Source organism: Streptomyces seoulensis (assembly GCF_004328625.1).
In the GTDB taxonomy this organism is placed as follows: domain Bacteria; phylum Actinomycetota; class Actinomycetes; order Streptomycetales; family Streptomycetaceae; genus Streptomyces; species Streptomyces seoulensis.
In genome coordinates this window covers 2,656,182-2,678,549 of the sequence record NZ_CP032229.1, presented here as the reverse complement: position 1 = coordinate 2,678,549, position 22,368 = coordinate 2,656,182, and the positions used below count along the sequence as shown (strand labels likewise).

At 70.3% G+C, this 22,368-nt stretch carries 22 protein-coding genes and 1 tRNA gene; 11 read left to right on the top strand and 12 right to left on the bottom strand.

The features are described 5' to 3' along the window. Positions 1-29 precede the first annotated feature (29 nt). Both D0Z67_RS12400 and D0Z67_RS12395 read right to left on the bottom strand, forming a co-directional pair. The gene (locus D0Z67_RS12400; protein WP_031184138.1) at positions 30-221 is read right to left on the bottom strand and encodes a DUF397 domain-containing protein; all 192 of its coding nucleotides are present in this window, start codon (positions 219-221) and stop codon (positions 30-32) included. Further along, positions 209-1,021, bottom strand: coding sequence for a helix-turn-helix domain-containing protein (locus tag D0Z67_RS12395; RefSeq protein ID WP_031184139.1), 813 nt, complete (start codon positions 1,019-1,021; stop codon positions 209-211). Before D0Z67_RS12395 ends, D0Z67_RS12400 begins: the two co-directional genes overlap by 13 nt. Before the next feature lie 114 nt (positions 1,022-1,135). Here D0Z67_RS12395 and D0Z67_RS12390 point away from each other — a divergent pair, with 114 nt between their 5' ends. Both D0Z67_RS12390 and D0Z67_RS12385 read left to right on the top strand, forming a co-directional pair. Continuing rightward, entirely contained in the window at positions 1,136-1,603 is a 468-nt protein-coding gene (locus D0Z67_RS12390; protein WP_107059676.1) for an ATP-binding protein, read from the top strand. Between the two features lie 35 nt (positions 1,604-1,638). Then, a complete protein-coding gene (locus D0Z67_RS12385) occupies positions 1,639-2,754 on the top strand; it encodes an ADP-ribosylglycohydrolase family protein (protein WP_031184141.1) in 1,116 nt (371 codons plus the stop codon). Between the two features lie 164 nt (positions 2,755-2,918). On the opposite strand, the gene D0Z67_RS12380 is transcribed toward D0Z67_RS12385, so the two are convergent. The 3 genes from D0Z67_RS12380 to D0Z67_RS12370 form a co-directional block, all read right to left on the bottom strand. Next, positions 2,919-4,487 carry a sodium:solute symporter family protein gene (locus D0Z67_RS12380; RefSeq protein WP_031184142.1) on the bottom strand — a complete coding sequence of 523 codons (1,569 nt, stop codon included), beginning with the start codon at positions 4,485-4,487 and terminating at the stop codon, positions 2,919-2,921. A 157-nt stretch (positions 4,488-4,644) separates the two neighbouring features. Further along, positions 4,645-6,627 carry a hypothetical protein gene (locus tag D0Z67_RS12375; protein ID WP_031184143.1) on the bottom strand — a complete coding sequence of 661 codons (1,983 nt, stop codon included), beginning with the start codon at positions 6,625-6,627 and terminating at the stop codon, positions 4,645-4,647. 165 nt (positions 6,628-6,792) lie between these two features. Then, positions 6,793-9,417: a hypothetical protein gene (locus D0Z67_RS12370; protein WP_031184144.1), complete on the bottom strand. Its 2,625-nt coding sequence runs from the start codon at positions 9,415-9,417 to the stop codon at positions 6,793-6,795. A 196-nt stretch (positions 9,418-9,613) separates the two neighbouring features. Between D0Z67_RS12370 and D0Z67_RS12365 the strand changes: the two genes are divergently transcribed. The 3 genes from D0Z67_RS12365 to D0Z67_RS12355 all read left to right on the top strand — a co-directional run bounded on the left by D0Z67_RS12365 (position 9,614) and on the right by D0Z67_RS12355 (position 11,873). Beyond that, entirely contained in the window at positions 9,614-10,369 is a 756-nt protein-coding gene (locus tag D0Z67_RS12365; RefSeq protein ID WP_031184145.1) for a GOLPH3/VPS74 family protein, read from the top strand. Between the two features lie 253 nt (positions 10,370-10,622). Continuing rightward, positions 10,623-11,480 (top strand): helix-turn-helix domain-containing protein, encoded by an 858-nt coding sequence (locus tag D0Z67_RS12360; protein ID WP_031184146.1) that lies wholly within the window; start codon positions 10,623-10,625, stop codon positions 11,478-11,480. A gap of 201 nt (positions 11,481-11,681) precedes the next feature. Then, positions 11,682-11,873: a DUF397 domain-containing protein gene (locus D0Z67_RS12355; protein WP_031184147.1), complete on the top strand. Its 192-nt coding sequence runs from the start codon at positions 11,682-11,684 to the stop codon at positions 11,871-11,873. Between the two features lie 123 nt (positions 11,874-11,996). On the opposite strand, the gene D0Z67_RS12350 is transcribed toward D0Z67_RS12355, so the two are convergent. Next, complete coding sequence (locus tag D0Z67_RS12350) at positions 11,997-12,503, bottom strand: glutathione peroxidase (RefSeq protein WP_031184148.1); 507 nt, start codon at positions 12,501-12,503, stop codon at positions 11,997-11,999. A gap of 353 nt (positions 12,504-12,856) precedes the next feature. Between D0Z67_RS12350 and D0Z67_RS12340 the strand changes: the two genes are divergently transcribed. Together D0Z67_RS12340 and D0Z67_RS12335 are read left to right on the top strand one after the other, a co-directional pair. Further along, positions 12,857-13,222, top strand: coding sequence for a TraR/DksA family transcriptional regulator (locus tag D0Z67_RS12340; RefSeq protein ID WP_031184149.1), 366 nt, complete (start codon positions 12,857-12,859; stop codon positions 13,220-13,222). Positions 13,223-13,347: 125 nt separating this feature from the next. Beyond that, entirely contained in the window at positions 13,348-14,304 is a 957-nt protein-coding gene (locus D0Z67_RS12335) for a bile acid:sodium symporter family protein (RefSeq protein ID WP_031184150.1), read from the top strand. Between the two features lie 223 nt (positions 14,305-14,527). Here the strand turns inward: D0Z67_RS12335 and D0Z67_RS12330 are convergent, their stop codons facing one another. After that, a complete protein-coding gene (locus D0Z67_RS12330; protein ID WP_031184151.1) occupies positions 14,528-14,854 on the bottom strand; it encodes a carboxymuconolactone decarboxylase family protein in 327 nt (108 codons plus the stop codon). 181 nt (positions 14,855-15,035) lie between these two features. Here D0Z67_RS12330 and D0Z67_RS12325 point away from each other — a divergent pair, with 181 nt between their 5' ends. Then, positions 15,036-15,377: an amphi-Trp domain-containing protein gene (locus D0Z67_RS12325; protein WP_031184152.1), complete on the top strand. Its 342-nt coding sequence runs from the start codon at positions 15,036-15,038 to the stop codon at positions 15,375-15,377. A 66-nt stretch (positions 15,378-15,443) separates the two neighbouring features. On the opposite strand, the gene D0Z67_RS12320 is transcribed toward D0Z67_RS12325, so the two are convergent. The 4 genes from D0Z67_RS12320 to D0Z67_RS12305 form a co-directional block, all read right to left on the bottom strand. After that, positions 15,444-15,516 (bottom strand) — tRNA-Arg (locus D0Z67_RS12320). Positions 15,517-15,734: 218 nt separating this feature from the next. After that, on the bottom strand, positions 15,735-17,231 hold the full coding sequence (locus D0Z67_RS12315) for a hypothetical protein (RefSeq protein WP_234312937.1): 1,497 nt from the start codon (positions 17,229-17,231) through the stop codon (positions 15,735-15,737). After that, a complete protein-coding gene (locus tag D0Z67_RS12310; protein WP_031184154.1) occupies positions 17,228-18,142 on the bottom strand; it encodes a hypothetical protein in 915 nt (304 codons plus the stop codon). The genes D0Z67_RS12315 and D0Z67_RS12310 overlap by 4 nt, the downstream gene beginning before the upstream one ends. 217 nt (positions 18,143-18,359) lie before the next feature. Continuing rightward, positions 18,360-19,292, bottom strand: coding sequence for a hypothetical protein (locus tag D0Z67_RS12305; RefSeq protein ID WP_234312938.1), 933 nt, complete (start codon positions 19,290-19,292; stop codon positions 18,360-18,362). Positions 19,293-19,438: 146 nt separating this feature from the next. Between D0Z67_RS12305 and D0Z67_RS12300 the strand changes: the two genes are divergently transcribed. Further along, positions 19,439-19,801, top strand: coding sequence for a helix-turn-helix domain-containing protein (locus D0Z67_RS12300; RefSeq protein WP_234312939.1), 363 nt, complete (start codon positions 19,439-19,441; stop codon positions 19,799-19,801). A gap of 234 nt (positions 19,802-20,035) precedes the next feature. On the opposite strand, the gene D0Z67_RS12295 is transcribed toward D0Z67_RS12300, so the two are convergent. Beyond that, positions 20,036-20,710 carry a hypothetical protein gene (locus D0Z67_RS12295; protein ID WP_031184157.1) on the bottom strand — a complete coding sequence of 225 codons (675 nt, stop codon included), beginning with the start codon at positions 20,708-20,710 and terminating at the stop codon, positions 20,036-20,038. 637 nt (positions 20,711-21,347) lie between these two features. On the opposite strand from D0Z67_RS12295, the gene D0Z67_RS12290 reads away from it, so the two are divergent. Both D0Z67_RS12290 and D0Z67_RS12285 read left to right on the top strand, forming a co-directional pair. After that, positions 21,348-21,569, top strand: a complete 222-nt coding sequence (locus tag D0Z67_RS12290; protein WP_078873743.1) for a hypothetical protein — start codon at positions 21,348-21,350, stop codon at positions 21,567-21,569. 201 nt (positions 21,570-21,770) lie between these two features. Beyond that, positions 21,771-22,316: a hypothetical protein gene (locus D0Z67_RS12285; protein WP_031184159.1), complete on the top strand. Its 546-nt coding sequence runs from the start codon at positions 21,771-21,773 to the stop codon at positions 22,314-22,316. The last annotated feature ends 52 nt before the right edge of the window (positions 22,317-22,368 follow it).

Below are 22,368 nucleotides of genomic sequence, written 5' to 3'. Positions count from 1 at the left end.
TCCCGACCCCGCCCGAGAGGGAACGCCTTTCAGACGCGGGGCACTGCGTGGCTGAGGAAGGAGGTCCAGGTGTCGGCGGAGACGGTCAGTCGGTCGCCGTCGGCGGTCTTGGAGTCCCGGATGTGGATGTGTTCCGCAGTGAGGGCGACTTCCACACATTCGGGGCCGTCATTGCCGCTGTAGCTGCTCTTGAACCACTCCAGGCCGGTCATGTCTCGCATTTCAGTACTTCCTTGATGAAGGCCAGTGACGCTGGGGGCGTGAGCGCTTGCGTCCGGATCATTCCATAGCGCATCTCCATGACCTGAGCTTCCCTCGGGTCGCTGATCACACGGCTGTACAACTGCCCCTCGGTGTGCGCAAGCGTCTTGCCGTCACGGAGTTTCAGCACCTGGATCGAGCCCATCATTCCGGCGTGCTCCTCGCTGGCAGTGGGCATCACTTGGATCTCAACGTGCCGCAACTTGCTCATCTCGACGAGGTGTTCGAGTTGCTTCCGAAGGACCAGTTTGCCGCCGATCGGCCGTAGAAGCGTCGCCTCTTCCTGCACGAAGGTGATCTGAGTGAACGGGACGCGGTCGAACAGGGACTTGCGTGCCATCCGCGCGGCCACGAGTCGCTCGATCTCCTCCTCCGTGTAGGAGGGCCGCCGCATGGCGTACAACGCGTGGGCATACTCGGGGGTTTGGAGTAGCCCATGCACGTGGAGGGCGGCATAGGCTCCCAGTTCCGTCGTGTCCCTCTCCAAGTTGGCAAGGTCCCGGACCTTCTTCGGATACCGCGCCCGCTCCACGTCCGCCTTCATCGCGGACACCTTGCCGCCCGCGCCCACGACCTCGTCCGTGCGGTCCAGGAAGTCCGGCTTGGGAACCCGGCGCCCCCGTTCGACGGAGGACACCATCTCCTCGCCGTACCCGATGGCGGAGCCCAGTTCCACCTGGGTCATACCCACCGCTTCCCGCCACGCCTTGATCTGCCGGCCCACCGCCCTGAGTACGGCCTCGGCCTCCTCGTCCTCCACCGGCGCCCCTCTCGCTCGTACCAGCCGTACCGCTGCCTCGCCCACCCGTACAGTCACCCTGCGTACCGTGGTCGTGACTGTTCAGCGTAGGGACCGGCGGCCACTCTGGGTGACATGAATGAGAAATCACGGCTGCGGATCCAGTTGTCCGCGACGCGGAGAGGGGCCCGGCTCGCTCGGCTGCTCGCGGAGCGGCAACTCGACGAGTGGGGACTGCCGTTCGAGGAGGTCACGCAGGTGGTGGGCGAGCTGGCGGCCAACGCCGTGCTGCACGGGCGGGTACCGGGGCGGGATTTCCGCCTGGAGTTGCTGCGGAGGGGCGACGGCACGCTCCGTGTCGAGGTGACGGACGCGCGGGGTGAGCGGAGGCCCCGGCTGCCGGAGGAGGCGGGCGAACTGGCCGACAGTGGAAGGGGGTTGAGCATCGTCGCCGCGTACGCGCACCAGTGGGGCGTCATCCAGGCACCCGCCGGGGCCAAGACCGTGTGGGCGGAGCTGAAGCGTCCGTATCCGACCGATACCAGCCCGGCGGAGATCGTTCGGCACGCCGATCAGACCGTTCCGAGTCCATTACAGTGCTGACCGTCGCGGGCGGACGGTGGCGCGAGGAGGTCTGGGTGGGTGCGACGAGCGGCGCCGTCTGGGGCCGTGCGGAACAGCAGGACTTCCGGGGCCGCGTACGGGGCACGCTGCTGGGCGCCGCGATCGGCGACGCCCTCGGCGCACCGGTCGACTCGCTGGACCTGGACGCGATCCGCGCCGCGCACGGCCCCGAGGGGCTGACCGACCTCGCGCCGGGCCAGGGCAGACGCGGCACCGTCTCGCACCACACCCAGCTCACCCTGTTCACCGTGGACGGCCTGATCCGGGCCCAGGTCCGCCGCGACACCGGAGCCTGGCACCCGCCGACCGACCTGCACCGGGCGTACCTCCGCTGGGCGGCGACCCAGCGGGACTGGGGCCCGGACGAGCGCCGCGCGGAGGACGGCTGGCTCGCCCGCGAGGAGTGGCTGTACGCCCGCCGGGGCCCCACGCGGGCCCTGCTGCTGGGGCTCGGCAACGACGTGATGGGCACGCTGGAGCGCCCCAAGAACCCCGGCGAGGCGGGCCCGGAGGCCGTCGCCCGCTCGGCACCCTTCGGCCTGCTGGTCGGCTGGGAGCCCCAACTCGTCGTCCAGCTCGCGCTGGAGTGCGCCGCCCAGACCCACGGCCACCCGGTGGCGGTCCTCTCGGCGGGCGCGTACGCGGTGATCGTGCACGCCCTCGCGCGCGGCGAGAGCCTGGACGGCGCCGTCCAGAGCACCCTCGCCCTGCTGGTGTCCCGCCCCGGCCACGAGCCCGTCACGACCGCCCTCCAGCGGTCCCTCGGCGCGGTACGCCAGGGCCTCCCGAGTCCGGCACGGGTGGCGGAACTGGTCGGCGAGGGCACGGCCGACGGTCTCCTCTCCGCCGCCGTCTACTGCGCCCTGGTGGGCGAGGACGTCCGCCACGGCCTCTGTCTGGCCGTCAACCAGCCCGGCCCCTCAGCCGCCGCCGGAGCCCTGACAGGCGGCCTCCTGGGCGCCCTGCACGGCGAGACCGCCCTCCCCCCGGCCTGGCTTCCCGACCTCGAAGGCCGTCCCACCATCCTCGAACTGGCCGACGACTTCGCCCTGGAGATGACCCAGGGCCCGGCCCTCCACAGCCCTGCCGGCTCAGCCCCGGGCTGGCTGGCCCGTTATCCACGAGCCTGACCGCGCCCACCCCGTCGACCCGCTCCGCCCCGGGGGCTTTGCTGCCACAGCACCCGAGCACGTCGTCGTCCACAGGCTCGGGCCCCGGGCAGCCCCCCCCCGGCCGTCCGGAGCGCGGCCGGCTTCGCCGGAGCCCGGGCGGCCCACCGCGTCGCCCGAGCCCCTCAGTCCTTCCCCGGCACCCCCACCACGTCGTCCCCCGCAGGCCCTGGCGCCGGGATCACCGCCGTGCCCCCGCCGTCCGAGTTGACCCGGTCGATGACCGCCAGCCGCTCCGGGGTGTCCTCCGGCTTGATCCAGCCGATGGCGATGTACAGCAGCAGGGACACCGCCAGGGGTACCGAGACCTGGTACTGGAGCGGTACCCCGCCGGAGACCTGCCAGTTGACGGGGTAGTTGACCAGCCAGAAGGACAGCAGGCCCGCCGCCCAGGCGGTGAGAGCCGCTGTCGGGCCGGAGCGGCGGAACGGGTGGAGCAGGCCCAGCATCATCGGGATCGCGATGGGCCCCATCAGGCCCGCCACCCACTTGATGACCACCGTGATGATGTCCTTGAACGCGGGGGAGTCCACCTGTGTCGCCACCGCCATCGACAGTCCGAGGAAGACCACCGTCGTCACCCGCGCCGCCAGCAGCCCGGCCCGCTCGCCCCACCCCCGCGCCCGCCGCGACAGCACCGGCGCGACGTCCCGCGTGAACACCGCCGCGATGGCGTTCGCGTCGGAGGAGCACATGGCCATCGTGTGGGAGAAGAAGCCGACGACGACCAGGCCCAACAGCCCGTGGGGGAGGAGCTGTTCGGTCATCAGGGCGTACGCGTCCGAGCCGTCCGGCTTCTGCGCGTGGACCAGCAGCGGGGCCATCCACATGGGGAAGAACAGCACCACCGGCCACACCAGCCACAGCAGCGCCGAGAGCCGGGCCGACCGCTCGGCCTCGCGGGGCGAACGAGTCGCCATGTACCGCTGCGCCTGGTTGAGCATCCCGCCGTTGTACTCGAACAGCTTGATGAAGAGGAACGCCAGCAGGAACACCGTCCCGTACGGCCCCGCCAGCGGCTCCCCGTGCCCGCGCAGCGCGGGCTCGTCGAAGGCGCCGAAGATCCCGATGTCCCGGTCACCCAGCTTCAGCACCACCGCGACGAACATCGCCACCCCGGCCAGCAACTGGATGACGAACTGGCCGAGTTCGGTCAGCGCGTCCGCCCACAGCCCGCCGATCGTGCAGTACACGGCGGTCACCGCGCCCGTGATGAGGATGCCCTGGTTCAGCGAGGCGCCGGTGAACACCGACAACAGGGTGGCGATCGCGGCCCACTTCGCGCCCACGTCCACGATCTTCAGCAGCATCCCGGACCAGGCCAGTGCCTGCTGTGTGGTGAGGTCGTACCGGTTCTTCAGGTACTCCAGAGGCGAGGACACCCCCAGTCGCGACCGCAGCCGGTTGATGCGCGGCGCGAACAGCCGGGAGCCGATGGCGATGCCGAGCGCGATCGGGAACGACCAGGTCACGTACGAGGTGACCCCGTAGGTGTACGCGATCCCCGCGTAGCCGGTGAACATCACCGCGCTGTAGCCCGACATGTGGTGCGAGATCCCGGAGAGCCACCACGGCATCCGGCCCCCGGCGGTGAAGAAGTCCCCCACGTCGTCCACCCGCCGGTGCGACCAGAAACCGATCGCCACCATCACGCCGAAGTAGCCGATCAGCACCGCCCAGTCGAGACCGTTCATGTCTCCCCTCCCAGGGTCCGGCCGCCGGCGTCAGCCAGTCAGGCATGTGAACTCTGGGTTTGAACATGGACGCGCGGCAAGGAACCGTCGAGTCAAGGGGAGGTAAAATCGTTCGGTTCTCTGACCTCGGTTCAGAGATGTGAACGATCGAGCAGGCTTACCTCAGCTCGTCCGGGCAGTGGGTCCCGCGTGGCAGCTGGTAGGGCGCCGCCAGGTGGTACGTCCCCGCCCTCGGCGCCAGCAGCACCGTCCACCGGTCGCCGGACGCGTCCACCGGGGTCTCCTTCAGACACCCGTTGACGTTGACGAACGACTTCGCGGACCCCTCCGGCCGCCGCTTGGACTCCTCGGTCTCCTGCGGCGGAGCCAGGCTCTTGCCGTGCTCGTCCACCACGCTCAGCCACGGCGAGTACGGCACCCGGACCAGAATCCGCCCCGGCCTGCTGACGTCCAGCGTCATCTCGCCCTGCTCGGCCCGCCGCACCACCGCGTTCGGCTCGGCCATCGGCGCCGGGTCGGTCACCCGGTACAGCTGCCAGTTGGAGTCGCTCCAGATCCGGTCCAGGTACGGCATCCCGCGCAGCACCAGCTCCCGCTCGCGCAGCCCGCCGTCCCCGTCCGGGTCGTCCACCCTCGGCAGCACCACGTACCGCACGGCCCACCGCTGGAGCCACTCGTGGTAGTTCGCCGAGTTGAGCGTGTCGTCGTAGAAGAGCGGGTTGCGCTCCATGTCGGCCTGGCGGTTCCAGCCGCGCGCCAGGTTCACGTACGGCGCCAGCGCGGACGCCTCCCGGTGCGAGCGGACCGGGATCACCTCCACCCGGCCCTTCTCCGCGTCCGCCCGCTGCAACTGGTTCACCAGCGGCGCCAGCTCACGCGCCCAGGACGCGGCCGGGGTCGTGTGGACCACGTCGTCCACCGACTTGAAGCCGATCCAGCCCACGAACCCGGCGAAGGCCAGCACGGTGACGTACCAGCGGCGCGAACGCGGGGCCGTGAACGGCAGCGCGGCCACCAGGGCCACCCCCGCGAACAGCATCGGCAGCCGCGAGATGTTCGAGCCGATCTGTGAACTGATCAGCCACACCAGGACCACGCTCAGGCTGTACACACCCGCCGTCAGCCGGACCGTGACCCACTCCTCGGGCACCAGGAACAGACACAGCAGCCCGTACAGCAGCGGCATGATCACCGAGCCGAACGTCATCGGCTGGGTCCCGGAGAACGGGAACAGCCACGCCGACGCGGCCACCACGATCGCCGGCGCCAGCCCCAGCGCGAACGCGCCCGGCCGCCTCTTCTGCAGGAACAGCGCGACCGCGACCAGCCCCACGAACAGCCCCGCCACCGGCGACGCCATCGTGGCCAGCGCGGCCAGCGGAGCCGCCGCCAGCGCCTTCGCCCAGCGCTTGTACCGGCCCCGGTACGGCCAGCAGCACACCACCGCCACCGCGCCCGCCGCGAACAGCGCCGCGAGCCCGTACAACACCCAGCCGGACACCGCCCCTCCCAGCAGCGCCAGGATGCCCGCCAGGGCCGCGAGCGGCGCCGCGGCCATCGGCTTGGCCCAGCGCTCGTAGCGGCCCCCGTACGGCCAGCAGAACACCGCCGCCACCGCGCCCAGCGCGAACAGCGTGCCGAGCCCGAACGTCACCCGGCCCGAGACCGCGTTGCCCAGCAGCGCGAACACCCCGGCCAGCGCGGCCCACAGCGGATTGCGCACCGCCCGGCTGCGCACCAGGATCATGGTCAGCAGGGCCGCCGAGCCGGTGCCGGCGATCATCATGGTGGTCCGCACCCCGAGCACGGACATCAGATACGGCGAGACCACGCTGTACGACACCGGGTGCATGCCGCCGTACCAGGCGAGGTTGTACGCCGAGTCCGGGTGCCGGCCGACGAACTCCGCCCACGCGTCCTGCGCCGCGAGGTCGCCGCCGCTGTTGGCGAACGTGAAGAACCAGATGATGTGCAGGACGCCCGCGAGCAGGGTCACGGACAGCACGGGGTGCTTGCGCGCGAAGTCCCTCAGGGTGTCCAGGGGGCCCTTGGCGCTCGCCGCGGGCCGGCCGGGTATCCGGGGGCCGGACGCCGGGTCGCTGTCGGCGTTCTCGGCGCGCTTCGGCTCGGTTGTCGCCACGTCAGGCACTCCCCGTGTCCCGTCTTCCGTTCTCGGCCCCCTGCGCGGCCTGGCGCGGTCCTCGGTGACCTGCCCCGTTTCGTGACGCTAGCACGCACCCCGCCGCCCGGCTCCCGAGGCGGGAACGCGGACGGCGGGGTGCGGATGCGGCGGGTGCGGCGGGGGTCAGCCGATACGCGTCAGCTTCGCTCCCAGGCCCGGTTCGGCCAGGTCCGCGCGGAGCGCCACCGGCACCTTCACGGCACCGGCCGACGAGCCGTCGCCCACGGTCAGCGAGCCGACCTCGGTACCGGCCTTCGCGGTGTGCGGGATCGTGCCCGAGGTGAAGGAGAGCTTGACCTTCAGGCCCGCCCAGCCGGCCGCCTTCACGTCCTCGGTGACCTCGACCGGGGTCTCGCCGCCCAGGCCGTCGTCCACGTACCCGACGACCGTGCCCTTCTTCAGCACCGTCTCCGACTTCAGCGCGCCCTGCCCGGCCCGGATCAGCGCGTCGCTGCTGTCCATGGCGGCGCTCAGGATGCTGTTGTCCCGCTTGCTCGGCGGCTGCCGCAGCACCGCGCCGATGATCGTCCGGGTCTCGCCGCCGACGTCCTGCTTCGCGGCGAAGACCAGGTTGCCGAGCGCGGAGGTGGTGGTGCCGGTCTTGATGCCGACGACGTTGTTGTGCCCGACGAGCTGGTTCCAGTTGGAGTGGTACGTGCCCTTGTAGTCGGTGTACGACATCATCGCCGCGACCTCGCGGAACGCGGGCTGCGTCATCGCCGCCTTGGCCAGCTTCACCTGGTCCACGGCCGTGCTCACGGTGGAGTTCGTCAGGCCCGAGGGGTCGGTGTACGTCGTCCCGGTCATGCCGAGACCCTTGGCCGCGGCGTTCATCTTCGCCACGAACGCCTTCTCCGAGCCGGCGTCCCAGCGGGCGAGCAGACGCGCCACGTTGTTCGCGGACGCGATCAGCACGCCCTCCAGTGCCTCACGCTGGGTGATCTTGTCACCCTCCGTGACGTCGACGGTGGACTCCTGGCCCGCCTTCGACTGGGACTGCGCCGTCTTGTCGATCGGGATCTTCGGGCCCGGGGCGCCGCTCTCGAGCGGGTGGTCGCGCAGGATCAGGTACGCGGTCATCACCTTCGCCACACTGGCGATCGGTACGGGCTTGCCCGAGCCGGAGGAGCCGAACGAGCCGATGCCCTGCACGTCCATCGCCGCCTGGCCGTCCGCCGGCCACGGGATGTCCTGCTTGCCGCCCTCGAACGTGAAGCTGTCCTTCGCGGTCAGCGCGAGCGTGGGCTGCGGCAGGGGGCGCATCGCCTGGACCACGCCCAGGATCACCACCAGCAGGATCACCAGCGGCGTCCAGATCTTCACCCGCCGCACCAGGGTGCGGACCGGGGTCTCCGGCGGGGGCGGCGTGTTCGTCAGCTCCGCCAGCAGGTCCAGCGGCGGCTTCGGCGGCAACGGCTGCTGCGTCGTGCGCTCCGGCCCCACCTGCGGCACGGCCCGCGTCTCCTCGACGCGTGCGGACGGGCCCTTGAGGTCGGGCTTCAGCGCGACGAACTTGCTGGTCCGCTCGGCCTCCTGCTCCGCCGCGGCCGGCTTCGCCTTCCCCCCGACCTTCAGCATCGTCGTCGGCTGATCCACCTGCGGCTTCTTGGCCACGGGCGACTTCAGCGCGGTGGTGGGGGTGTCTACGGGCTTACCGGGGGCCTTGGCGTCGCCGCGGGGGGCGGGGAGGGGGGCGCTCTTGGCGGAACCTTCGCGGGCACCGTCGGCGTCCTCGGGCTCGCCTTCGGCGTCCTTGGCGGCTGGGGCGACTGCGTCCTTGCCGGTGCCCTCGGCAGCCGGGACGCCCTCAGCCTTGCCCTCGGCGTCCTTGGCGGAGCCGGAGGCGCCCTTGGGGGGCGTGACGGGGGTGCCCTCAGCGGCCGGGGCGGGGGCGTCGTCAGCCTCGGCGTCCGGGGTACCGGTGTCCTTCGCGGCGTCCTCGGCGGAGCCGGAGGCGGCCTTGGGGGCTGACGCGGGGTCGTCCTTGGGGGACGTGACGGCGGTGCTCTCAGCGGCCGGTGCGGGGGCGTCGTCGTCGCCCTCGACGTCAGGGGTACCGGTGTCCTTCGCGGCGTCCTCGGTGCCGTCCTCGTCGGCCGACTCGTGGTCGTCCTTCACGGCGGCGGCAGCGGCGCCCGCGGCGACGGCCTTGCCCGCGTCCTCGGCGGCGGAGCCGGACTCATCCTTGGCGGCACTGTCGGTCCCGGCGGCCGGGGCGTCCTCGGCGGAGCCGGAGGCGTTCTCGTCGTCCTCGGCGGAACCCGGGGTGTCCTCGGCGTCCAGGTCGGCCGGCGCGTCCTCGGTGCCGTCCTCAGCGGACTCGGCGACCGGGGCGGGGTCGCCTTCGGCGGCAGCCCCGTCCGCGTCCTCGGCAGCCGGGGTACCGGTGCTCTTCCCGGAGGCACCGGCCTCCTCGGCACCACCCTTCGCGGCCGGGGCCGCAGTGACCCCGTCGGCCTCGGCGGAGCCGTCCTCGCGGGAGTCCGTGAACGTGTCGTCAGGCACGGCGGCAGCGTCCTCGGCCGTGCCGGAACCTTCCTCCGCCGCATCCTTGCCCGACCGGTCGGCGACCTTCACCGTGCCGCCCGAATCCTCCCCGGCAGCAGCCGACTTGGTCTTCGCCGAACCCCCGGAGGGAGGCCGTACCCACGCCGAGACCGCCTCGCGGAGTTCCTCGTCCGCCCCGGAACCCGCTGAACCGACGGAGTCTTCGTGCTGCTTCGACCTGTCGGGGGACTCGCCCGCCACCGATGCCTCCTTGATGCGCCGCACGCGCCCTCGCGCGCCCTGTCCGAACCATGTACCAGTGTCCTGTGTGGGGGTACGCCCGCAGTGGCAGACGAGAACGACATACCTGCCGGTTCCCCCACAAGCCAGGCACGCGCTCTCGACAGATGAATGTGAGAGGCGTCACCCTGTCATTCATCCACGCGGGGAGGCATGGATGGGCAGGAGCCGCAGAACACTTCCGGAAGAGCTTCTGATGCTCGCACTGGACCCGGCCACGGGTACCACTGCGCAGCCGCAGTCGCTCGACCTCGGTCTGGCCGGTGCGCAGCTAGTGGAGCTGGCGCTGGCCGGACGGATAGCCCCAGACGGGGATCGTATCGCCGTGGTGGTGCCACGGCCGACAGGAGATCCGACTCTGGACTGCGCGTTGGAGCTGCTGCGAAGGCGCGGCGCTCCGGTACGGGCCGTCCATTGGATAGGCGGGCCCCGGCTGGGCCTGCGCCAGACCTACCTGTCGCACCTGGAGAGGTGCGGCATGGTGGCCGCCGTACCGGGCCAGATGTGCGGCGTGCTGCCGACCACGCGGTACCAGGCGACGGACACCACCATCAGCCGGGAGATCCGCGGGAGGCTCGACTCCGCGATCCGCACCGGCGTACCACCGGACCCACGGACCGCCGCGCTCGCCGCGCTGGCCCATGCGGTCGGCCTGGGCAAGCACCTGTACCCGGGGAACGAGGGACGCTCGTCCCGCTCCCGGCTCAGGGACCTGATCCGGCACGACCCGATGGGCGGCCTGGTCGCGCACGCCGTGATGGACGTGCAGAACGGCGTCGGCGCCCAGCCGAGGCGCGGTCAGGCCTCCGGTGGCCGGCCGTCCGGACCGGGAGCCAGGGCGGCCGGGGAACCCGCACGCGGGGTCCCGATGCAGCCGCACCACGGCACGATGGCCCGCGCGGCGGCCCACTGAACGGCCGGGCCGGGGCCAAACCCGGCCGGTGAAGGACGAGTTGCGGAGCGGGGCGGGCGGACCGACGGAGTCCCCCGCCCCGCTCCGCCGCTTCGCCCCATACCAGTCGGCCGGGCGGCGCGTACCCCGAACTGTCGGGTAGGCGCCGCATATCCGACGTTTCCCAGCGGTAGAAACCCCCTTGGTGGCAGTCTGCTCAACAGCAGATACACAAAGTGTCAGATACAGGCAGCCAGCCGGAGGTGTGCGTCCCGTGGCGTCCAATGTGAATCCCACCGTCAGGCGGCGCCGGCTGGGCCAGGAGCTGCGCAAGCTCCGTGAGCTCAAGGGCATGACGGCCGAAGAGGTCGCCGACCGCCTGCTGGTGTCGCAGTCGAAGATCAGCAGGCTGGAGAACGGCCGCCGCAGCATCAGCCAGCGCGATGTGCGCGACCTGTGCGGGGTTTACGAGGTCGAGGACCAGAGGATGGTCGACTCACTGATGGAGATGGCCCGCGACTCCCGCCAGCAGGGCTGGTGGCACACCTTCGGCGACATCCCCTACAGCGTGTACATCGGTCTGGAGACCGACGCGCAGTCGCTCCGGGTGTACGAACCGCAGCTGGTCACCGGCCTGTTGCAGACCCGCGCGTACGCCGAGGCGCTGGTGCGCGGGGCGCTGCCGGAGACCTCGACGGCCGAGATCGACAAGCGCGTCAGGGTCCGTATGCGCAGGCAGGAGCGGGTCACCGACGAGAGCAACCCGCTGCGGCTGTGGGTGGTGCTGGACGAGGCCGCGCTGCACCGGGTGGTGGGCAGCAAGCTCATCATGCGCGAGCAGCTGGAGCACCTCATCGAGCTGTCCAACCTCCCGCACGTCACCGTGCAGGTGCTGCCCTTCGAGGTCGGCGCGCATCCGGGGCTCAACGGCCAGTACGCCATCCTGGAGTTCGCCGACGCGGCCGACTCCAGCGTGGTCTACCTGGAGGGCGTCACCAGCGACCTGTACCTGGAGAAGGCGCCGGACGTGCAGAAGTACGCCGTGATGTACGAGCACCTGCGGGCCCAGGCGCTCCCGGTGGAGCAGTCCCAGCAGTTCATCCAGGACGCGGCCAAGAGGTTCGCCCAGTAGGGGCTCCGGCAGGGCTGCGACACGTGGGGCGACGGATCGTACACCGTCGCCCCACTCCTATGACGGCACGCTTGGAATATGCCACTCGCTTGAGTGAACGGCCCCTGCGGACAAGGAGGTTGACCGGCTAGCGTCGATCACGCCAATCGCTCGCATGGGTTGGCGTGAACCGCACCACCGCAACTCGCAACAGGAGTGGACATGGCACTGATTCAGGGCGCTACGGAGACGTGGATGAAGTCCTCCTATTCCGCGGGCAACGGCGCCTGCGTCGAGGTCAAGTCGCCGACCGCCGCGGAACTCGCCGTACGCGACTCCAAGGACATCGCGGGCCCCGTCCTGGCCTTCCCGGCCACGGCGTGGAACACCTTCGTGGCCTCGGTCAAGGCGTAACGGACCGTCCCCGGTCCCAGCGCCTGGAAGCACCGGACCGATGCTTCACCCACAGCACACGCACCACCCCGAAGCCCTCTCGGCCGGCCCGCCGTCCTTGCCGAGGGGGCTTCGACCCGTCCGTCAACCGAGCTGCGCCTCGATCGCCGAGACGACCTCCGCCGACTCCGGTTCGGTCTGGGGGGCGAAGCGGGCGGCTACCTGGCCGTCGCGGCCGATCAGGAACTTCTCGAAGTTCCAGCGGATGTCGCCGGTGTGGCCCTCGGCGTCGGCGAAGCCGGTGAGGCGGTCGTAGAGGGGGTGGCGGTTCTCGCCGTTGACGTCGACCTTCTCGGTGAGCGGGAAGGTCACGCCGTAGGTCGCCGAGCAGAACTCCGCGATCTCGTCGGCGGAGCCGGGCTCCTGGCCCATGAACTGGTTGCACGGCACGCCGAGCACGGTGAAGCCCTGCCCGCCGAACCGCTCCTGGAGCCGCTCCAGGCCCGTGTACTGCGGGGTCAGCCCGCACTTGGAGGCCACGTTCACCACGAGCACGGCCTGCCCGGCGTACCGGGAGAGCTCGGCGGAGCCGCCCTTCAGGGCGCCGATCTCGGTGTCGAGGGGGGAGGAGGTCTGATCGCTGGTCGTCATGCGGGCAGCCTAGGGGGTGTCTTGTCGATCGGGCCGGATCAGGGAGCGGCGTCTGGTGCCGTGCATCGCAAGGCGGAGGAGGGAGTCGATGCGGAGCATCGGCGAGTGACGACAACGCGGCGAGGTGCGGTGCCGGGCGCCGCGAGCCCGGCGTGATCGACAAGACACCCCCTAGAGCCCCGCCCTCCCCGCCCCCACCAGGACCTCCCCGGCCGCCGTGCGTGACGGTGACCTCCGTGGGGTTCGGGGCGAGTCTGGTGCGGCAGGAGCCGCTGATGTCCCTGACCCCGGACGCGCCGGCCGGCCGGGCCCCGGCCCGGAATAGCGTCGTCCGGGCGGACGCTGAGGCATAGATGACGGACATGCCGGAAAGCGCCGCCGTCGAGGAGCGCCTCGCGGCCGAACGCGCTGCCACCCTGGCCCAGATCGAGGCCCTGAACAGGGATTTCCAGGCCATCGTCGACGCCAACGCCCTCGTCGCCGTGGACGACGAACACGACCCGGACGGCTCCAGCACCGCCTTCGAACGCGCCCATGTCTCCTCCCTCCCCACCCAGGCCCGAGCCCACCTGGAAAGCCTGGACGAGGCCCTGACCCGCCTGCGCGAGGGCCGCTACGGCGTCTGCGAGCGCTGCGGGGCGACGATCCCGCCGGAACGGCTGGAGGTGCGGCCGGCGAGCACGCGGTGCGTGGGGTGCGCGGGGGCCGGGCCGCGTTAGGTGTGCCCTACACGGATGGGGGGTGCGTCTGACACGATCGGCGGGCGCGTGGGTCGACGCGCGTAAGGACAGGGCGGCGGGAGCGGTGAGTGCGGGACTCAGAGGGCCAGGTTGTACCGGCCGAGGTGACAACTGACGTTGCCGGTACGGCGGATGGCGACCGTACGGCGAAACGGGCCGTGACCGTCTTCCCCCTGCTGGTGCTGGCCGCGGGCGCCCTCGGGATGCTGATGCCGTCGGCGTTCGCCGGGGGCAAGGAGGCGGTGCCCTATCTGCTCGGCGTCGTGATGTTCTGCATGGGCCTCACGATGACGTCGGAGGACTTCCAGGGCGTGGTCAGGCGTCCCTGGGCGGTCGGGCTCGGCCTGGTGGCGCACTACGTGATCATGCCGGGCCTCGGCTGGGCGGTCGCCGAGCTGCTGGACCTGCCCCCGGCGCTGGCCGTGGGCGTCATCCTGGTCGGCTGCACGCCGAGCGGTACGGCGTCCAACGTGGTGACGTTCCTGGCCAGGGGCGACGTGGCCCTGTCGATGTCGGTGGCGACGGTCTCCACGCTGCTCGCCCCACTGGTCACGCCGTACCTCGTGCTGCTGCTCGCGGGGCACATGCTGGACGTCGAGGCGGGCCCGATGGTCGTCGACATCCTGAAGACGGTGCTGGTCCCGGTGGTGGCCGGCCTCCTCGTCCGGCGGCTGGCCGCCCCGGTGATCCGCCGCTGCCTCCCCACGCTGCCCTGGCTGTCGGCGGGGACGGTGGCGGTGATCGTCCTGATCGTGGTGGCGGCGAGCGCCTCCGCCCTGAAGGCGGCCGCCGCGATCGTCTTCCTCGCGGTGGTCCTGCACAACGCCTTCGGCCTCGCCCTCGGCTACGGCGCAGCCCGCCTCGCCCGCCTCGACCCCGCCGCCCGCCGCGCCATGGCCTTCGAGGTCGGCATGCAGAACTCCGGCCTCGCGGCCTCCCTGGCGGCGACGTACTTCAGCCCGCTGACGGCCCTGCCGGCGGCGGTCTTCTCGGTCTGGCACAACCTGTCGGGCGCGGTGGTGGCGGCATGGATGAACCGCCGTACCAGGCAGGCCGGTTGACCTACTTCTTCACGGGGTCCAGGCAGAGTACGAACTCGGCCTCGGGGTGCACGGGGGAGTTGAACATGTACGCGATCCCGAACTTCACCGCCACGGCGGCGTCGAGCATGGCCGCGATGCCGAGGCCAACGCGACACGGCAGGCAGGGCTGTTCGGAAGGCTCGGCTGTCAGCCGGGCGGACCGGCCCCGACCGGTCCGCCCGGCTCTGGAGGGGGTCCGCGCTCAGCCCCGGGCCGCGATATCGGCGTCGGTGACGGCGATGGCGATGCCGAGCGCCGTGGCGATGTTGGCCGCCGCCGTCATGACGCGGGCCGTGCCCACGATGGGCGCGATGGCGACCAGGACGTCCTGCAACTCCTCGGCGGTCACGCCGCTGTCGAGGGCGGGGTCGATGTGGGCCGCGTAGGAGATCGGCGGGGCGTCGGAGGCGGCGAGCGCCGCGATGCGCGTGAGGACGAGCGCGTTCGGGGGCAGCCCGCAGCGCTCGATCGAGTCGACGGTCATGGCGGCGAGGGTGTCCAGGACCGGGGTGTCGGATGCGGTGGACATGTCGCATGCCCTTCTGGTGAGTTCCGGGCCAGGGAGGGCCGGAGGCGGAAAACACGGATGCAGGGGCCCCTCCCTCAACGGTAGAGCGCATCCGGGCCCCGCGCAGGACGCCCCGACGTGCGCGGGGAACCCGGTGAGACGAGATTGGAAGTAGCCCGAACGCCCGGGATGGGAGACATCCATGAAGGACCTCAAGTTCGAGCAGAAGCGGTCGCTGTCCCGCGTCGAGGCGGCCGACCAGCTCACGGCACTCGCCGACGCGCTGCGGGAGGGCGGGGAGGCCGAGCTGGATTTCGGCTCCGGAACGCTGAGCCTGCGGATTCCCGACGATCTGCACAGCGAGGTGGAGATCGAGATCGGCAACAACGAGATCGAGCTGGAGATCGAGTTCAGGTGGCCGACCGCCAGGAAGCGGGCAGCCCCGCCCGCGCAGGAGGCCGCCGCGCGCAAGACCGCGCCCGCGAAGCCGGTACGCGCCGCCGACAGGACCAAGCCCGTGAAGCGGCCCGCCGCGAAGAAGTGACCCCAGCCGGCACGAAGGCCCTCCCGCTCACCGAACGAAAGGGCCCCCGGCCAGATGTTTCCCCTGTGCCCCCGGCAGGATTCGAACCTGCGACACCCGCTTTAGGAGAGCGGTGCTCTATCCCCTGAGCTACGAAGGCGGGGATCTGTCGGAAAACGTGTCTAAAACCCGGCCCCAGGGAGCCGTAGGTTGCAGGCCTGCCGCCGACAGGTTGGGTGGGCCGTTTGGGTCCACCGCGGTCAGTGTAGCGGGTGGACCGGGATCCGCATCGTAGACATGATCCGGTCGCTCCTGCGCCGGTGGGCGAGGGTCGTGGCGGGCTGGGCCGGCAGCGCGTGAGCCGGAGGGCGGGGGCTGTCAGGGGGCGACGGATTCCGATTTGTGCAGGGCCCGGGTGACGGAGTTGTTCAGCCAGGCGTAGCCGATGTAGATGAGGAGGGCGCCTTTGGCTCCGTAGGCGGGGACTCGTTTGTGTGGGTAGCTCTGGTCGAACCGCGAGTGAGTCGATTCGCTGTCCTGGCGGAAGCCTTTGAGGCGGCGGCCTGCGGGTGTGTCCGGCGGGACCTGGCGGAGGTGTTCGGTGCGGTTGAAGCGCTTCCTGCCTGTGGTGGGGTCGATCTGGCGGTCGTCTTCGGTTTCGTCGACGCGGATGTGGAGGGTGTGGTCCTTGATGCCACAGGGGATGGTGAGGCGGTGGTAGAAGCGGGTCCGCTTTCCCTCCCGGTACTCGAGTTCTTCGACGGGGAGCGGGGTGTAGTGCGTCTGTCCGTCGATGGTGATGCGGCGCTCGCAGACCCGGGCCTCGGCGACGTAGAGGTCGTGTGTGCAGGTCCCCTTCTGGTAGCGCTGCAGGGACTGGGGCTTGAGTCCTGAGTGCTGTGGGGTGAAGACGACCAGCCCCTCGGCGATCAGCGGGGCACGGTGTTTGCCGCGTAGCGCGGCGTCGTAGGTGGCGGCCCTCAGGCCTGGTGCGCGGGTCAGGACGTACTTGACCATGTCGACGAAGGCGGCGCCCTCGCCCTCCCGGTCGGGGTCCTCTGCCTGGCTTCTGTGGCGAATGGACTCCAGGGCGAGGATGACGCGGCTGTGGGCCTTGTCGGCGAGGCGGACACCGACGGAGAGGAACTTGTTGCCGTAGACCTGCTTGTCACCGCCTTCTACGGTGATGCCGGCGTCCGGGTCGACGCGGTGGGTCCGGATTTCTCCGGTTGTCTTGTCGGCGGTTTCGTGTTCGGTGTGAGACGAGGGCGGGGCGGCGACGGTGGCGTCACCGTGCAGGACCTGCTGGCGCTCGGGGTAGATGCGGCTGACGCGTTTCGCGGACTGTTGCATCATTCCGTGGTCGAGAGCCTGCTGGATCCACAGATCGCGGCTGGTGTCACGGACGCGCGCGTTGGCGGGTTTGAGGTGCTTGCCGAAGTAGTGGTTCCAGTTGCTGCGGGAGGGGCCGACCGGTTTGAGGGCGTCGGCGGCTTCATCGCCCTGATGTCTGCGTACGGCTTGGCGTACGGTCTCCCACCACAGGGGCCGCTGGAGGTGGCTGGCGGTGGAGCGGGCGGATCCGAACAGAGAGATCGCACAGAGGAAGATCAAATAGATGACGGGAGGGTAGTGGGCGGGGCGTCCGACGTCACTTGGGCCGGGTAGGGCTGCGGCGGCGGTGTAGAGGTCGGGGTTGTTCACGAGGTACTCGAACCGTTCGTCCTGGGTGAGGGCGGGGGCCTCGGGACCTTTGGGTGGCGGACGGTCCGTTGCGGCTCCGAAGGCGTCGTCGGGGATGGCGCCGTAGAGGTACTCGGCCTGGTCGCGTTGTTGCCTGTTTTTGGGCGCGGCTGTCTTTCTGCGCGGGCTCATCGGGCGGTGTCCCCGTTCCTCCAGGCGAGACCGGCCAGACCGGCCGCGGCATCCAGGGAGGACAGGCCCAGACGGCGGGCGACCTCGGAGAGTTGTCCCGTCTCGTGCAGGATCTGGCGGGCGACGTAACGGGTGATGTCCCGGGGTTCGACCTTGCGCTTGGGCGTGGCCAGTCCGGCGTTGCGGGCGATGTCGTTGAAGCCGGCGCCGACACTGGCCTGGGCGCCGTACCGCGAGGACTTCGTGCTGGTGACCAACCGGTGCGGGCCGGACCCGGAACGGTCCAGGCGGGCGGCACGCAGGCCCAGGACGTAGACGCCCCATTCGGTGAGCGGGCAGGTCCGGGGGTGGGTGCGGGTCGCGCCGGCCGTACTGACGCGGGCGCGCGCCAGGTCGAGGTCGGTGGTGTCGGCGGCGGCGGTCTCCGCGCTGTGCAGCCCGGCGAGCAGCAGTGCGAGAAGAGCGGCGTGCCGGGTGGCGGGCATGCCGCGCTCGGCGTGGAATTGAAGGCTTTCGATGTCCTGTGCCGTGAGACGGGCGCCGATACTGCGCGGACTGCGCTTGATCGGCGGGGAATCGAGCAGCGGTACGGCCTTCGTCATGCCCAGGGCCCGGGCATGCGCGAAGAAGGACGCTACGGCGGAGCGGCGCTGACGGCGGGTGCTGCCCGCCGGGACCAGGGTGATGTTGTTACGGCGGTCTCGTCCGGGGGCGGCGATGAACGCGTCCGTCAGGTCCCTGGTGACCTCGTCCATACGGCTGACGCCGTGCGCGCGGGCGAAGCGCTGGAGGCGTTCGCTGACCTGCATGTAGAGATCGGCGGTCTCGACGCTCATCCGGCCCGCGGCGGCCTCGTGCAGCCACAGACGGCTGACTTCCAGCAGTGCCTCTTTGATCGTTGCGCTAGCCACGGCGGTCTGCCCGCACGAGGGGGTTCCGGACGGGTGAATCGCACGCGCCGCCGACGGCGGTCACGCTACGGTAGGCGGTGTTCCTCGCCTTGTGTGAGGGCATGCCGAAGCCCCTTCCTGCGCGGCCGTGCCGCGCCGGTCGTGGTGACGGTGGGGTCCGGCGGCGCCAACCCGGCCAAGGGATGTGGGCGCCGCCGGACCGTTTGTTTCGGGAGCCTTATGAGACGGGGCGGCCCCGGAGCTTTGCGGTGAGTTGGTGCACGGCCCGCAAGTGACCGTGCAGGGCGACCACTTCCTGTTCGGTGAGGCGGGTCAGATCCGCCAGCAGCACCGGCGGCAGCAGCAGGGCGAGGAGATCGTCGTCGGCGCAGTAGGCGGATCGGGGCTGCTCGCCTGCCGCGGTTGCACGGCGCGGCGGCGGGACCGCTGAAGTTCCGGGCGTCCCCGGGGCCTTCGGCTCGGCCATGGGCGGGCAGACAGCTTCCGGTCCCGTCCGGCGACCGATGCTTGAGGTCGGGCCGTCCGTCGTGGCGTCACTGAAGAGCGGGGACCGGGGCTCGAGCGCGACTGGGGCCGTGGGGTCAGCCGCGTCGGCCACGGGGGCCGGCGGCAACACGTCCTGTAGGTGGGCGGCGCCCTCGTACCAGCTCAGAAATCCGTCACCGTCGGGGACGATCATGCCCACGACGACCAGCAGATCAAGGAGGACGTGTGCCTGCCGGATCCGGCTCTCGGTGGCCCGTGCGGCCAGCAGCAGCTTGGCGACCAGGCCGTCGCGGGTGACGGGACCGTGAGCCGTCCGTTCCCGCATGGCACGGCCGAACCACAGCCCCCGCCACACGCTGCGCAGGGCCTCCAGGCCGGCCGCCTCGCTGATGGCGAAGGCGCGGGCAACGGCCCTTCCCTTCCGGCTCGGGAGGTACATCGTCGGCCGGTGTGCCTTTTCCAGCAGCCCGGTGTTGAGAGCGAAGACAGGCACAAGCCCACAGTTCTTCGCGGTGAACCCGGTGGCCTCCGCCAACTGAGCGGCGCCGACGGGAACTGTCGACACACAAGCCGCTCTGATCACGGCTACTTGCTGATCGGCACGCATCTTGCGCGTGGGCATCAGCTTCTCGTCGGCCGCCAGCAGGGAACGCCCCGTCGTCACGGCCCCTCACCTTCCTTTCGCTGAGCAATCACTTCCCGGCACCTTCTGCTTCTGGACACTGACCTGACTCCACCGCCCTCCTGCTGCTTGAATAGCATGTCCGGGTGGGATGCGCATGTCGCAGCCTCGTCCGTCACACTGGTCGCGTGCCTGGAGGAACGAGACGTGGAAAGAAGCCGTGGGAGTACGCCGTGGCCGGCGAGTGGCCGTATGCGGTGATGGACGGCTACCGCCCCGCGCAGGTCGGCCAGGCCGTCGCCCGCGCCCTCGCCGAAGCCATGGAACGTCGGCAGCTGAGCGCGAACGCGCTCGCTGTGGCATCCGGCGTCAACCGGCAGGTCATCTCGAACGTTCTCGCCGGTACGACGTGGCCCGACCTGCTGACCGTGGCCAGCCTGGAAGCGGCTCTCGGCGAGATGCTCTGGCCCCGCCATGTCGACTGGCCCCTCGACGGCGACGGGGTCCGTCAACAGCCGTTGCCACCCCAGGCGCGCCAGGACGGCGCATAGGGCAGGGGCACCCTGCTCCGGCGGTTTCGGATAGGGGTCCGAGAAGGGCATGCTTGTCCAATCTCCCGTTCGGGGGAACTTGGCCGGACACCCCTCTTCGCGGTGCAGGAAACCCGCTAACGTCGGAGGTGGCGGCCTGGCCGCGCTGAAGACCGCCGCCCCGTGCCTGGCTCTGGCCTGGAACCCTTCGGCCTGGTGTGGGGCGGCGGTCGCTCATGTGGACGTGCCGCCCGTCTAGGCGGCCTCCCATGCGGCGGCGAGCTGGAACACGCACCGCCGGTCGCCACCGTCACGCCGCTTGTTCAGGACCCTGCGCCTGGCCAGTGAGTCCAGCAGCGCACGAGCGCGACTGTGCGCGCCTTGGTCCTCGTCCTTTTCCGGACCCTCCAGTCGCACCGCCACGTCCTTCGGCGTCCAGTGACGGTCCGGCTCGGTAGTGATGATGCGCATCACCGCGATCGAGCGCTCCCCATGGATGCGAATGACCGCATTCGACTCCGGCTCAACGGGAGTTGGAGGCTGCGGCGCCGGTGCCGGTGCCGGTGCCGGTGCCGCCAGGGGCGCCGCGGCATCGGCCCCCTCTGCACCGTTTCCTGGGGACGGCAGAACGTCGGGGACGAGGTGCAACCTGGTCTGGCCGCGCCCACGGGACTGACGTAGGCCCTTGCCTTCCTGCACGGCTGCCTGGAACGCCCGGAGAACCTGCTCGGCCTTTTCGCGGTCAGCGACCACCAAGTCGCGTTCACTGCTGGTCTGCTCGATCTCGGCCTGTAGCGCCTTGACGCCGGCTGCGAGACGGGTCAGGTGAGTGTTCTTCGACGCGATCAGGGCATCGCACTCACGGAGCAGCGCCTCCATGTCCTTGGCAACCCAGTCCGCAGACGCATCGAGGCCTTCGATCAGGCTCATGGCGCCACCTTAGGGGCGCTGACTCCCACTCGTCCGCTCATGAGGGTCAGGAGCACACAAACGAGTGCAACTTCAGTGGTCTCCTGCCACGTGCTGACCGGCATCGGGGGATGAAAGCAGCAGCTCAACTGACTCAAGCCCGTTGAGTCAGCGGTCACAAGGAGCCAGGCGCCGGGGTTCCTCCAGAGTCGCGGAGGCGGCTCGGTGCGCCAGCGTTGGAGCGCCTTCAACTGGCCTGTGACTTGCCGGGGTGAGCGGCGACTGGGCAGGTGATGGCGAACGAAGGAGCAGCCTTCCTCGCAACGCTGTTGCCACGTCGGGGACTTGAGGTCCACGGTCGACCTGATGGCTGTGCCTGACGAGCGGCCGATGCCGTGAGCCTTCGAACCTCCCCGAGATGTTGCGTTCGGGAGACGGGAGGCACATCCGAACTGGCCCACGCGCCGGTTCTGTCCGGCAGGCCTAACGACGGCAGCCCTGAAGCGGGGTGACTGGATCTGGCACAAGGGAAATCGAACTTGCGCAAGCCTGCTCGCGTAACTATTGATTATTTACGTGACTGGTGAGGCTGAGGTTGTCACAGACGTTGGCTGGAAACGCCGACGATGCGAGTGAGTTTGCCTGGCAAGCTTCCCCCGTGAATTCAACAGCCTTGCGCGTCTTGCTTTCTCCGGTCACGAGCTTCAAGGCGGTTCGCATCATGCGTGGGGCGGGCATGTCGTTCGACGTGGCCTGGCGGGCCGCACGCATCGCCACCTGCCCTGACGAGGTCGGCTACCGCGACTACGGGCATGGCCTGACGCAGTCAAGGAAGCCCGAGATACCTCAGGAGTCACTGCCGCGCATCGAGTCGGACTGACCCGCTGCTGGAGGTCATAACCACAGCACAGTTTCCGGTCGGGCAATCTCTCGATGTTCGAACTCGTTTGCGTGATTCTACGCGGGCGTGTGTGATACGGCCTGATTGAGCCATGGTCGGCGAATTCACCTCGGACCGCAGTTGTGCCGCGGTATGAATACCCCCTGCCTCAGGGCGGGGTCTGACTTCCAGGGGGAGCACATGTCTGACGCAATGGACCTTTCCATGATCGCCGGCAGCGCGTTGCCGGCGACGTTCACGTTCCTGTACCAGCGGCTCGACGACGTCCTGTCGCGTTGGCGCTCGAACCGGACGACAGAGCCGTTACGCACGCCTGAGGTGCCTGCCGAGCTGGTGGGGGATCTGCAACTCCCGCTACGGATCGACTCGCAGCGGCTCGCGGATCGGCTACCGGTCCTGGAGGTTCTGGCTCTGGCCACGGCGCCCTACGTAGGTGCCCCTGAGCGCATCAGCGCCGGAGATGAGGTGCTGATGCAGACCCTCGGCCGTGTCCGAGAGGCCCTGGAAGACATCCACGGGCAGCGGTTCACCTTCCGGGGAGAGACACGTGAACGGTCCGGGCCGTTCAGCGAGCAGCACTACGACACCGTCGCCGGCGAGGTGACCGGCATGGAGGCACAGGAAGCCATTCGCGGTTCGGTCACAAGCACGATCAGGGCGAAGGAAGTGAAGGCCGGCGGAAAAGTGGTCGGGATGCGGGCACCCGTCATCGACGGCCGCTCCTGACGCCCGCCCTCCGCACTCAGACCGCACTCACACCAGCCACGAGGAGCCCGTC